The sequence below is a fragment of the Kitasatospora sp. HUAS MG31 genome (assembly GCF_040571325.1).
GTDB lineage: Bacteria > Actinomycetota > Actinomycetes > Streptomycetales > Streptomycetaceae > Kitasatospora > Kitasatospora camelliae.
This window is the reverse complement of sequence record NZ_CP159872.1, coordinates 3,014,156-3,026,330: the sequence shown is the minus strand read 5'-3', so window position 1 is coordinate 3,026,330 and position 12,175 is coordinate 3,014,156. Positions and strand designations below refer to the sequence as shown.

The window sequence follows — 12,175 nt, the reverse complement described above, 5'->3', positions numbered from 1 at the left end:
CGGCCCCTGACGGGGGCCCGGCCCGCGGGGACGGTGCGTCAGCGGCGGCGGAGGGTGGCGGCCACGGTGGCGGCGGCGTGGGCCGGACGGCCGGCCGCGCGGAGGGCGCGGGCCGCCTCGGCGAGCGTGGCGCCCGTGGTGACCAGGTCGTCCACCAGGATCAGCCGGTGCCCGCCGAGCCGGACGGCCAGCCGGGACGGCACGGCGAGCGCGCCGTCCAGGTTCCGCCGGCGGGCGGCCGCGCCGAGCCCCGCCTGGTCGGCCACCGGCCGGATCTGCCGCAGCACCGGCGCGACCCGGGTGGGCACCCCGCCGCGGTACAGCTCCCGGGCCGCCGCCCGGGCCAGTCGGAGCGTGGGGTCGTGCCCGCGGGCGCGGACCGCCCGCCGGGTGGAGGGCATCGGGACGAGCAGCAGCGGTGCGGCGCCCTCCCCCGCCGCCGAGCGCACCGCCGCGGCCAGCGCCCGCCCCAGCGGACCGGCCAGCCGCAGCGCTCCCCTCTCCTTGTGGGCCAGCAGCAGCCCGCGGACCGGGTCGGCGTAGGCCGCCGCCGCGTGCACCGGCGGGAGGTCGGGCGGCGGGGGAACCGGCCCGGCCGGACCCGCGCGGCCGGAGCCGAGCAGCGCCCGGCAGGTGCCGCAGAGCTGCGTCCGCCCGCCGCCGCATCCCGCGCAGTGGGCGGGCAGCAGCAGGTCGAGCAGGGCGGGGAGGTACTCCGTGAACGCCTCCGTGAAGGACCCCACGAGGGACCCCACGAGGGACCCGGGGGGAAGGGAGCGCCCGGGAAGGCTGGAAAAGACGGTCACGACTCCTCCCGAAAGGCTCGCCAGGCGGAGACTTGAGCCATACGGTGGGCGGTACGAGGCGTGTTGTCCAGGCGTTTACCACTCTTTCACCCTGAGGAAGGTAAACAGGGTGGAACAGCTTAACCGCCGGACCCGTGTCGCTATGTTGTTCGACTGGGGAGGCGAAATCCCCGGGTGAGGTGTTCCATGAGGCACCAGGGGTTTCAAGCGCTCCTGGTGGGGAGGAAGTGAGTGAGGGCCAGTCGCACTCGTCGCCCTCGCTGGGGCGAGGGCGGGTGCTCGGCTGGTCCGGCTGGGTCTCAGTCCGATCCGGTACGCAACTCCGGGTCGGCGTCAGCACAAGGGATCGGAGTTCTGCGTGGACATCGTCGTCAAGGGCCGCAAGACCGAGTTGCCCAAGAGGTTCCGCGATCACGTGGCCGAGAAGCTGGAGAAGGTCCAGAAGTTCGACGGCAAGGCGATCAGCCTCGACGTCGAGGTGTCCAAGGAGCACAACCCGCGTCAGGCCGACCGGTCCGACCGGGTGGAGATCACCCTCCGTACCCGCGGCCCGGTGATTCGGGCCGAGGCCGCCGCAGGTGACCCGTACGCGGCGCTCGACCTGGCCTCGGCGAAGCTCGACGCGCAGCTGCGCAAGTCCGCCGACCGGCGCCGGGTGCACAAGGGCGGCACCAACAGCCGCACCCCGATCAGTGTCGCGGAGGCGACCGCCGCACTGGCCTCGCTCCCCGAGGTGACGCAGCCCGAGGTCAACGGCGCCCCGCGGAAGACCATGATGGGATCCCTGGAAGTGGAGGGCGACGGCCCGCTCGTCGTCCGCGAGAAGACGCACTCCGCCGCGCCGATGTCGCTCGACCAGGCGCTCTACGCGATGGAGCTGGTCGGTCACGACTTCTACCTGTTCCAGGAGAAGGACAGCGGGCTGCCGAGCGTGGTCTACCGCCGGCACGGCTACCACTACGGCGTGATCCACCTCAAGGAGGACAGCACGGCGACGGGTGACGCCGCCGGCGGAGGTGGCGCCATCAACGGGCCGGACGAGGACTGATCCGTCCGGTCGGACAACCCAGGTGAACGAAGGTCCGGTGACCCCGGCGGCCGGCGCCGCCGGGGTCACCCAGCTGGGCGGCCCGACGGCGGAGGGTGATCACACGGTGTCCGCCGTGGAATGATTGACCCGTCATCGACCGGCGGCCGGGGGAGGAGCGGATGGGGGAGCCATTCGAGGGGATCGGGTCCGGCCGGGGGGTCGGCGACGATTCCGGGTACGGACCGCGCCGTACCGAGCCGATCCGGGTGCTCGTGGTCGACGACCACGCCCTGTTCCGCCGCGGCCTGGAGATCGTCCTGGCCGAGGAGGAGGACATCAAGGTCATCGGCGAGGCCGGGGACGGCGCCGAGGCCGTGCTCAAGGCCGCCGACCTGCTGCCGGACATCATCCTCATGGACGTCCGGATGCCCCGCCGCAGCGGCATCGAGGCCTGCACCGCGATCAAGGACGTGGTGCCCAGCGCGAAGATCATCATGCTGACGATCAGCGACGAGGAGGCCGACCTCTACGAGGCGATCAAGGCGGGCGCCACCGGGTACCTGCTCAAGGAGATCTCCACGGACGAGGTGGCCACCGCCATCCGCGCGGTCGCCGACGGGCAGTCGCAGATCAGCCCCTCGATGGCCTCCAAGCTGCTCACCGAGTTCAAGTCGATGATCCAGCGCCGGTCGGACGACCGGGACCTGGTGCCCGCGCCGCGGCTGACCGACCGTGAGCTGGAGGTGCTCAAGCTGGTGGCGACCGGGATGAACAACCGGGAGATCGCCAAGGAGCTCTTCATCAGCGAGAACACCGTGAAGAACCACGTCCGCAACATCCTGGAGAAGCTGCAGCTGCACTCCCGGATGGAGGCCGTGGTCTACGCGATGCGCGAGAAGATCCTCGAAATAGGCTGACGAACAGGCCGAACCGGCGGCCCGCGCTCAGGAGAGCAGCTTCTCCAGCGCCGGGCGCATCGACTCCTCGGCCAGCCGCTCGACGCGGACGGCGTCGCAGCCGACCCAGCCGGCCGCCCCGCGCAGCGCCTCGGCCAGCGCCGGGAGGTGCTTCGGCGCGTCCAGCGAGATCTGACGGGCCACCAGGGTGCGCCCCTCGCGGGCCGGGTCGACCCGGCCGACCAGCCGCCCGCCCGCCAGCAGCGGCATGGCGAAGTACCCGTGCACCCGCTTGTGCTTCGGGGTGTACGCCTCCAGCCGGTGGCTCATGCCGAAGACCCGCTCGGTGCGGGCGCGGTCCCAGACCAGCGAGTCGAAGGGCGACAGCAGGGTCGTCCGGTGCCGGCCGCGCGGCTCGGAGGCCAGCGCCGCGGGATCCGCCCAGGCCGGCGCCGGCCAGCCCTCCACCCGGATCTCCACCAGCCCGGAGTCGGCCAGCACCGCGTCCACCTGGGCGCCCTTGAGCCGGTGATAGTCCATCAGGTCGGCCCGGGTGGCCACGCCCAGCGCCGCGCCCGCCTGGGCGACCAGCTGCCGCAGGCACTCGGCGTCGGAGGGCTCCCGCCCGTACAGCTCGGCCGGGATCGCCTGCTCGGCGAGCGCGTAGACCCGCTTCCAGGAGCGCCGCTCGGTGCAGACCACGTCGCCGAAGGCCAGCGCCCGCTCCACCGCGATCTTGGTGTCGGACCAGTCCCACCACTCCGCCGTCCGCTTCGCGCCGCCGAGCCCGGTGGAGGTCAGCGGGCCCTCGGCGCGCAGCTTGTCCAGCACCTGCCGGTACGTCTCCGGGGAGACCTGGTGGCCCCAGAGGTGGCCGCGGTCGCGGTAGGCGCGGCGGCGGAAGGCGAACAGCGGCCACTCCTCCACCGGCAGGATGCAGGCCGCGTGCGACCAGTACTCGAAGGTGGTGGCCCCGAGGCCGGCGGCCCCGCCCCAGTACGCCTGCTCCACCGCCGGGCGGCCCACCGCGCCCAGGCGCGCGTACGGCACCAGCTCGTGCGAGCGGGCCAGCACCGAGATGGTGTCCAGCTGCACCGCGCCGAGGTGGCGGAGCACCCCGCGCACCCCGGCGCGGCGGTCCGGCGAGCCGAGCAGACCCTGGGCGCGCAGGGCGATCCGACGGGCCTGGTCTGCGGAGAGCGAGGTCGTCATGGCGGGCAGGGTACGGCGTACCACTGACAATCGGGCCCGGGAGGGGAACCCCGAGGGGCTCCGGACGGTTGAGCAGGTCACGGAGGACGGGCCCGGTGACCGTTTTGCCCGGCGGATGGCGCTTGGCAGCGCTTTGCCCGCCCGGGTGACACGGGAATACCGTGCTGACGCACCTCCCGGCGGCTCGGCCTCCTCGCATACCATGGCCCGTACGGTGGGGTAGGACTCGCCGTCCGTCATCCAGAGCCGATCCAGGCAAGGAGCCCGCTCACGTGTCCGTCTTCGACAAGATCCTGCGTGCTGGCGAAGGCAAGACCCTTCGCAAGCTGCAGCGGATCGCCGCCCAGGTCAACTCGATCGAAGAGGACTTCGCCAACCTCACCGACGACGAGCTGCGCGCGCTGACCGACGAGTACAAGGCACGGCTCGCCGACGGCGAGAGCCTGGACGACATCCTCCCCGAGGCCTTCGCCACCGTCCGCGAGGCCGCCAAGCGCGTCCTCGGGCAGCGCCACTACGACGTCCAGATCATGGGCGGCGCCGCGCTGCACTTCGGCCACGTCGCCGAGATGCGCACCGGCGAGGGCAAGACCCTGGTCGGCACCCTGCCCGCGTACCTGAACGCGCTGACCGGCAAGGGCGTGCACCTGATCACCACCAACGACTACCTCGCCGAGCGCGACTCGGAGTGGATGGGCCGGGTGCACCGCTTCCTCGGCCTGGAGGTCGGCGTGATCCTGGCGAACATGTCGCCGGCCGAGCGCAAGAAGCAGTACGCCTGCGACATCACGTACGGCACCAACAACGAGTTCGGCTTCGACTACCTGCGCGACAACATGGCGTGGTCGCAGGAGGAGCTGGTCCAGCGCGGCCACAACTTCGCGGTGGTCGACGAGGTCGACTCGATCCTGATCGACGAGGCCCGTACCCCGCTGATCATCTCGGGCCCGGCCGACCAGGCCACCAAGTGGTACAACGACTTCGCCAAGCTGGTCACCCGCCTCAAGATCGAGCGCGACTACGAGGTCGACGAGAAGAAGCGCACGGTCGGCATCCTGGAGGAGGGCGTCACCCGGGTCGAGGACTACCTCGGCATCGAGAACCTCTACGAGTCGGTGAACACCCCGCTGGTCGGCTTCCTGAACAACGCCATCAAGGCGAAGGAGCTGTACAAGCGCGACAAGGACTACGTCGTCGTCAACGGCGAGGTCATGATCGTCGACGAGCACACCGGCCGCATCCTGGCCGGCCGCCGCTACAACGAGGGCATGCACCAGGCGATCGAGGCCAAGGAGGGGGTGGAGGTTCAGAACGAGAACCAGACCCTGGCCACCATCACCCTGCAGAACTTCTTCCGCCTGTACGACAAGCTGGCCGGCATGACCGGTACCGGCACCACCGAGGCGGCCGAGTTCCACCAGATCTACAAGCTCGGCGTGGTCCCGATCCCGACCAACAAGACGCCGCGCCGCATCGACCAGCCCGACCTGATCTACAAGTCGGAGCCGGCCAAGTTCGCCGCCGTGGTCGACGACATCGCCGCCCGGCACGAGAAGGGCCAGCCGGTCCTGGTCGGCACCGTGTCGGTCGAGAAGTCCGAGTACCTCTCCCAGGAGCTGCGCAAGCGCGGCGTCCCGCACGAGGTGCTGAACGCCAAGCACCACGAGCGCGAGGCGCAGATCGTCGCCCAGGCCGGCCGCAAGGGCGCCGTCACGGTCGCCACCAACATGGCCGGCCGCGGCACCGACATCATGCTGGGCGGCAACCCCGACCACCTGGCCGCCGCCGAGCTCGCCCAGCGCGGCCTCAACCCGGAGGACACCCCGGAGGAGTACGAGGCCGCCTTCCCGAGCGCGCTGGAGAAGGCCAAGGCTGCGGTGAAGGCGGAGCAGGAGGAGGTGCAGGACATCGGTGGCCTGTACGTCCTCGGCACCGAGCGCCACGAGTCCCGCCGGATCGACAACCAGCTGCGCGGCCGCTCCGGCCGTCAGGGCGACCCGGGCGAGTCCCGGTTCTACCTCTCGCTGGGCGACGACCTGATGCGCCTGTTCAAGGCCGGCATGGTCGAGCGGGTGCTGTCGATGGCGAACGTCCCGGAGGACGTGCCGATCGAGTCGAAGATGGTCACCCGGGCCATCGCCTCCGCGCAGACCCAGGTCGAGCAGCAGAACTTCGAGATCCGCAAGAACGTCCTCAAGTACGACGAGGTGCTGAACCGCCAGCGCGAGGTCATCTACGCCGAGCGCCGCAAGGTGCTGGAGGGCGAGGACCTGCAGGAGCAGATCGGCCACTTCATGGACGACACGGTGGCCGCGTACGTCACCGCCGCGACCAGCGAGGGCTTCGAGGACGACTGGGACCTGGAGAAGCTCTGGTCCGCGCTGCGCCAGCTGTACCCGATCACCGTGGAGATCGAGGAGCTGGAGGAGGAGGCCGCTGAGAACGGCGGCCTGACCCCCGAGTTCCTCACCAAGGTGCTCCAGGAGGACATCCAGGGCTCGTACGGCAGCCGCGAGGACCAGCTCGGCGAGCAGATCATGCGGGAGCTGGAGCGCCGGGTCGTGCTGTCGGTGCTGGACCGCCGCTGGCGCGAGCACCTCTACGAGATGGACTACCTGCAGGAGGGCATCGCGCTGCGGGCGTACGCCCAGCGCGACCCGCTGGTCGAGTACCAGCGCGAGGGCTTCGACCTGTTCTCCGCGATGATGGAGGGCATCAAGGAGGAGTCCGTCGGCTACCTGTTCAACCTGGAGGTCCAGGTCGAGCAGCAGGTCGAGGAGGTGCCGGTCGCGGACGCCGAGGCGGCGCCGCAGGACGCCCGCCCGGAGATCCGCGCCAAGGGCCTGGAGGCCCCGCAGCGCAAGAAGCTCCACTACGTGGCGCCCTCCGACGAGATCGGCGGAGGCGTGGTCGAGGGCGACTTCGACGACTCCGCGGTGGACGAGAGCGACGGGATGACCCGGGCCGAGCGCCGCCGGGCCGCCAAGTCGGCCAAGGGGCGCCGCCGCAAGGCCTGAGCCGCTGGCCGGCCGCCCGGAGCGGCGGCCGGAGCGACCGTCAGGGGCGTGTGCGGTACCTCCCGTGGGAGGTGCCGCACACGCCCCTTCGGCGTCTCCCCGGGGGCGCACAGGGCCGGTCAGCGGGCCTCCACGGCGGCGCACTGCCACTGCTCGGTGGTGCGGTGCCGCTCCAGCCGGAAGGCCACCATGTGGTGGCGCGGGCCGACCTCCACCCGGACGCAGGCCTCCAGCGCGCCCGGCCCGGCGATCGAGTCGTACACCCGCCCGAGCCGCATCCTGGGCACCCGTCCGCCGGGCCGCAGCGGGCCGGTCCGGACCAGGGCGGTGAGCTGCTGGTAGCCCTGCAGGGTGGTGTGCCGCTGGAGGTGCCCGGCCGGGCGGATGCCGGAGAGCACCTCGACCAGCCGGTGCGCGAAGCGGGAGGCGAGGTCGCCCGGGCCCTCGCTGCTCGGCGCGGCCGCGCAGGCCGCCCGGGGGTGCCGGGGCGGGCGCGGCGGCGCGGTGGACCGGGCGGCGGTACGGGTGGGACGGGCCGTCCGCGGGTGCTGCGGGTGTGGCGAGTGCGGGGTGTGCGGCGCGCGCGGTGCGTGGGGCGAGTGGGGTGTGTGGGGCGCATGCGGTGCGTGCGGCTCGTACGGCGGGTGGGGGTGGCGGACCGGACGGCGGGTCCGCGGGCGGCCCGGGACGTGCACCAGCGGGCGGATGCGCGGGGCGGTGGCGGCGGGATCGTGCACGGGGACCTCCGGACGGGTCGGGCGGGCGTCTCCCCGGTGCTATCGGCGGCCGGCGGCGCGGGATGAGGGTGCTCCGGCGCCCCGCCGGTGACGGCCCGGGGTGTCACCTATCCGGGTGAGGACCCCTGACCCCGCGCGCCGGGCCGGGGCGGGCGCCGACGCGCCGGTTGACGTCGCCGGACGGCCCGCGGCGCCCGAAGGGGGACGGGGGAGCAGGACCGAACGGGTACCCGCCCGACCGGAGTTACCCGGGGGTAGGGCGGAGGATCGGGGGATCGGACCCGGCCGCTCGGCGAGGTGGTGAGGACGTGACCCAGGTGTCGACAGGCGACGGACACCCCACCGGCCGCAGGCGGCCGGGCTCCGCGCCGACCGCCGCCCGCACCGCCGTCCCGGCGGCCGGCGGCCCCCGGCGCGGACTGGTGCTCGGCGGCGGCGGGATGCTCGGCGCGGCCTGGACCGTCGGCGCGCTCTGCGCGGTGCAGGAGGCCACCGGCTGGCACCCCGGCCGGGCGGAACTCACCCTCGGCACCTCCGCCGGCGCGATCCTCGCCGCCATGCTCGCCGCCGGCGTCGACCCCGCCCACCTCCACGACCACCAGCGCGGCCGGCCGGTCACCGACGGCCCGCTGGCCGGGGTGGAGTTCGACTACGCCACCGCCGTCGGCGGCGCCGCCCCGCCCCGGCCGCAGGTCGCCATCGGCTCGCCCGGACTGCTGCGGGAGACCGTCCGGCATCCCCGCGACTACCCCTTCCTCACCATGGTCTCGGCCATGGTGCCGCCCGGACGCGGCTCGGTGGAGGCGGTCGGCGAGCTGGTCCGCGGGCTGCTCGGCCCGTCCGCGGCCACGCCCGCGCCCGAGGACGCCTTCCCCGACGGCTGGCCCGACCACCCCGCCCTGCGGGTGGCCGCCGTGGACTACCGGACCGGACGCCGGGTGGTGTTCGGCGACCCCGGCGCACCGCCCGCCGCCGTGGCCGACGCGGTGATGGCCTCCTGCGCCATCCCCGGCTGGTTCGCCCCCGTCGAGGTGGACGGCAGCCGGTACGTCGACGGCGGCTGCTGGTCCGCCACCAACGCCGACCTGCTGGCCGGCCGCGGCCTGGACGAGGTGTACGTGCTGGCGCCGATGGCGCTGCGGCTGCGCCCGGCCGGGCGCGCCGAGCCGGCCCGCGGCACCCTGGCGGCGCTGCGCGAGTGGCGCGCACGGGACCGGCCGCACGGCGTCCTCGCCCAGCTGGTCAGCCGCTACCGCCGGGCGGTCACCCGGCAGATGCTGCGCGAGGCGGCCGAGCTGCGGGCGGCCGGCACCCGGGTCCGGCTGCTGGCGCCGACCCTCGCCGACCTCACCGTGATGGGGCCGAACATGATGGACCCGGGCCGCCGCGAGGCCGTCCTGGACTGCGCCCTGGCCACCACCGCCGAGGCCCTGGCCGCCCTCCGCGGCTGACCGCGCCCGCGCCGACGCCCCCCTGCGCCCCGGAACCTCCCCCGGGCGGCCTTATTCTGGGGGCCCGGCCGGTGGCGGCCGGTCGACCGAGGAAGGTGCCTGGCGATGCGCGTGTACGTGCCCACGACGTTGAACGGTCTGGCGGAGGCGCACCCGGGCGGCGGGCTGGACCAGTCGGCGGCCTACGCGGTGACCCCGGCGCTGCGGGAGTGGTACGTCAGCGACGACCTGGAGGAGCTGGAGTACGCCGCGCTCAACCGGGCCGCCCAGTCCTCGCTGCGCCTGCTCGCCGAGGACGCCTCCGCCCCGCGCCGCCGGGTCGTGGTGGCGATCGAGGTGGCGGACTCGGCGGTGGCGCCGTTCCCCGGCGACGAGTACCAGGACCAGGCCTCGCTCGGCCGGGTCGTGCTCAAGGGCGCGATCCAGCTGGCCAAGGCCGCGGCCGTGCACGCCGACGTCGCCGACTCCGACGTGGTGGCGGACGTGGCCGCCGCCGCGGCCGCCATCCCGGCCGCCGACAAGGGCGACCAGGACGCCCAGTTCACCGTGGACGGCGCCGAGGACCACGAGCTGCTCTGGTTCGCCACCCAGGAGATCGGGAACCTGCTGGCCTGACCCACCGCGGGCGGCCGTACCCTTCACGGGTGCGCACTCACATCGTCTGGGACTGGAACGGGACGCTCTTCCACGACATGGAAGCGGTGGTCGCCGCGAGCAACACCGCCTTCGCGACCATCGGCGTGGCCCCGCTGAGCCTGCAGGAGTACCGGGAGCAGTACGAGATCCCGATCCCGCGGTTCTACGAGCGGCTGCTCGGCCGCGTCCCCAGCGAGAGCGAGTGGCTGGAGCTGGACGAGGCCTTCCACCGCCGGTACACCGAGCTGGCCCCCGGCTGCGGGCTGACCGAGGGCGCCCCGGCGCTGCTCGGCGCCTGGCGCGAGGCCGGGCGGACCCAGTCCCTGCTGTCGATGTACGACCACCTGAGCCTGGTGCCGGTGGTGGACCGCTTCGGGATCACCGGGCACTTCCTGCGGGTGGACGGCCGGACCGGCGCCTCCGGCGGCCGCAAGTCCGGGCACCTGGCCCGGCACCTCACCGCCCTCGGGCCCGCCGTGGACCGGCGGCGTACCGTGGTGATCGGGGACGCGGTGGACGACGCGCAGGCGGCCCTGGATTCGGGCGTCCACGCGGTGCTGTACACCGGCGGTTCACACACCCGCGCGAAGCTGGAGGTGGCCGGCGTCCCGGTGGTGGACACCCTGGCCGAGGCCGTCGAGCTGGCGGAGCGGCTGACCGGCTGACCCTCTGGAGGCCCCGCACCATGCCCATCGACGCAGTCACCGAGGTCCCGGCCCCGGCCAACGAGCCCGTCCACGGCTACGCGCCGGGCAGCCCGGAGCGGGCCCGGCTGCTGGCGAAGCTGGACGAGCTCGCGGCCGAGCCGGTCGACCTCACCATGACCATCGGCGGTGCGCGGCGGCTCGGCGGCGGCGAGCGGATCGACGTGGTCCAGCCGCACCACCACGCGGCCAGGCTGGGCGTCCTGGGCAACGCCACCCACGCGGACGCGCAGGCGGCGGTGGACGCCGCCCTCGCCGCGGCCCCCGGGTGGCGCTCGCTCAGCTTCGACGACCGGGCGGCGGTCTTCCTGCGGGCCGCCGACCTGCTGGCCGGCCCGTGGCGGGAGACCCTGGCCGCGGCCACCATGCTCGGCCAGTCCAAGACCGTCCAGCAGGCCGAGATCGACGCCCCCTGCGAGCTGGTCGACTTCTGGCGCTTCAACGTGCACTTCGCCCGGCGGATCCTCGCCGACCAGCCGATCTCCTCGCCCGGGGTGTGGAACCGCAGCGACCACCGCCCGCTGGAGGGCTTCGTCTACGCGATCACCCCGTTCAACTTCACCGCCATCGCCGGCAACCTGCCGACCGCGCCCGCGCTGATGGGCAACACCGTGGTCTGGAAGCCCGCCCCGACCCAGACCCTGGCGGCGTACCACCTGATGCGGCTGCTGGAGGCGGCCGGACTGCCGCCCGGCGTGATCAACCTGGTGACCGGCGACGGCCGTGCGGTCTCCGAGGTGGCGCTGGCCAGCCCGCACCTGGCCGGGCTGCACTTCACCGGTTCCACCGCCACCTTCCGGCAGCTCTGGCAGGCCGTCGGCGCCAACATCGGCGGCTACCGCACGTACCCGCGGATCGTCGGGGAGACCGGCGGCAAGGACTTCCTGGTCGCCCACCCCTCCGCCGACCGGCAGGTGCTGCGGACCGCGCTGATCCGCGGCGCCTTCGAGTACCAGGGCCAGAAGTGCTCGGCGCTCTCCCGCGCCTACCTGCCGCGCAGCGTCTGGGAGGGGATCCGGGACGACCTGCTCGGCGAGGTGGACGCGCTCACCGTCGGCGACGTCACCGACCTGTCCAACTTCATGGGCGCGCTGATCGACGACCGGGCGTACGCCAAGAACCGGGCGGCGATCGAGCGGGCCGGGAAGGACCCGGCGGTGGAGCTGGCGGCCGGCGGCCAGTACGACGACGCCATCGGGTACTTCGTCCGCCCGACGGTGCTGCTCTCCCGGGACGGCGGCAACGAGGTCTTCCGCGAGGAGTACTTCGGCCCGATCCTGGCCGTCCGGGTGTACGAGGACCGCGACTGGGCCGGGATCCTGGACGAGGTGGACGGCGCGGCGCCGTACGGGCTCACCGGCGCGGTGGTCGCCCAGGACCGCACCGCCGTCGCCCAGGCCGTGGAGCGGCTGCGGTTCGCCGCCGGCAACTTCTACATCAACGACAAGCCCACCGGGGCCGTGGTCGGCCAGCAGCCGTTCGGCGGCGGGCGGGCCTCCGGCACCAACGACAAGGCCGGCGCCGCGCAGAACCTGCTGCGCTGGACCTCCACACGGTCGATCAAGGAGACCTTCGTCCCCCCGGAGGACTACCTGTACCCCCACATGGAGTGGGCCCCCGGACTCGGCGACGAGGAGTGACAAGCCGGGCGGATTGGACAAGGTGTCCAGGAAGGAACGATCTCCC

General features: G+C 73.5%; 10 protein-coding genes. 7 read left to right on the top strand and 3 right to left on the bottom strand.

Translation table 11 applies throughout. The features are described from left to right. Positions 1 to 38: 38 nt before the first annotated feature. The gene (locus tag ABWK59_RS13520; protein WP_354640826.1) at positions 39 to 743 is read right to left on the bottom strand and encodes a ComF family protein; all 705 of its coding nucleotides are present in this window, start codon (positions 741 to 743) and stop codon (positions 39 to 41) included. Positions 744 to 1,164: 421 nt separating this feature from the next. Between ABWK59_RS13520 and hpf the strand changes: the two genes are divergently transcribed. Both hpf and ABWK59_RS13510 read left to right on the top strand, forming a co-directional pair. Then, on the top strand, positions 1,165 to 1,854 hold the full coding sequence (hpf, locus tag ABWK59_RS13515) for a ribosome hibernation-promoting factor, HPF/YfiA family (RefSeq protein WP_354640825.1): 690 nt from the start codon (positions 1,165 to 1,167) through the stop codon (positions 1,852 to 1,854). A gap of 161 nt (positions 1,855 to 2,015) precedes the next feature. Then, the gene (locus ABWK59_RS13510) at positions 2,016 to 2,753 is read left to right on the top strand and encodes a response regulator transcription factor (protein ID WP_354640824.1); all 738 of its coding nucleotides are present in this window, start codon (positions 2,016 to 2,018) and stop codon (positions 2,751 to 2,753) included. A 27-nt stretch (positions 2,754 to 2,780) separates the two neighbouring features. Here the strand turns inward: ABWK59_RS13510 and ABWK59_RS13505 are convergent, their stop codons facing one another. After that, a complete protein-coding gene (locus ABWK59_RS13505) occupies positions 2,781 to 3,944 on the bottom strand; it encodes a winged helix-turn-helix domain-containing protein (RefSeq protein ID WP_354640823.1) in 1,164 nt (387 codons plus the stop codon). Positions 3,945 to 4,216: 272 nt separating this feature from the next. Here ABWK59_RS13505 and secA point away from each other — a divergent pair, with 272 nt between their 5' ends. Continuing rightward, positions 4,217 to 6,961, top strand: coding sequence for a preprotein translocase subunit SecA (gene secA, locus ABWK59_RS13500; RefSeq protein WP_354640822.1), 2,745 nt, complete (start codon positions 4,217 to 4,219; stop codon positions 6,959 to 6,961). Positions 6,962 to 7,080: 119 nt separating this feature from the next. On the opposite strand, the gene ABWK59_RS13495 is transcribed toward secA, so the two are convergent. Continuing rightward, a complete protein-coding gene (locus ABWK59_RS13495) occupies positions 7,081 to 7,698 on the bottom strand; it encodes an Rv3235 family protein (protein WP_354640820.1) in 618 nt (205 codons plus the stop codon). A gap of 317 nt (positions 7,699 to 8,015) precedes the next feature. Between ABWK59_RS13495 and ABWK59_RS13490 the strand changes: the two genes are divergently transcribed. From ABWK59_RS13490 to pruA, 4 genes are all read left to right on the top strand, one after another. Then, positions 8,016 to 9,149, top strand: coding sequence for a patatin-like phospholipase family protein (locus ABWK59_RS13490; RefSeq protein ID WP_354640818.1), 1,134 nt, complete (start codon positions 8,016 to 8,018; stop codon positions 9,147 to 9,149). A 105-nt stretch (positions 9,150 to 9,254) separates the two neighbouring features. Beyond that, complete coding sequence (locus ABWK59_RS13485; RefSeq protein ID WP_354640816.1) at positions 9,255 to 9,764, top strand: DUF6912 family protein; 510 nt, start codon at positions 9,255 to 9,257, stop codon at positions 9,762 to 9,764. 29 nt (positions 9,765 to 9,793) lie between these two features. Beyond that, on the top strand, positions 9,794 to 10,450 hold the full coding sequence (locus ABWK59_RS13480) for an HAD family hydrolase (RefSeq protein ID WP_354640814.1): 657 nt from the start codon (positions 9,794 to 9,796) through the stop codon (positions 10,448 to 10,450). 26 nt (positions 10,451 to 10,476) lie between these two features. After that, positions 10,477 to 12,129: an L-glutamate gamma-semialdehyde dehydrogenase gene (pruA, locus tag ABWK59_RS13475; protein WP_354644941.1), complete on the top strand. Its 1,653-nt coding sequence runs from the start codon at positions 10,477 to 10,479 to the stop codon at positions 12,127 to 12,129. Positions 12,130 to 12,175 lie beyond the last annotated feature (46 nt).

Coding starts and splice junctions, on each gene's coding strand:
- ABWK59_RS13510 (WP_354640824.1), top strand. CDS start 2,016: ATGGGGGAGCCATTCGAGGGGATCGGGTCCGGCCGGGGGGTCGGCGAC.
- ABWK59_RS13505 (WP_354640823.1), bottom strand. CDS start 3,944: ATGACGACCTCGCTCTCCGCAGACCAGGCCCGTCGGATCGCCCTGCGC.
- ABWK59_RS13485 (WP_354640816.1), top strand. CDS start 9,255: ATGCGCGTGTACGTGCCCACGACGTTGAACGGTCTGGCGGAGGCGCAC.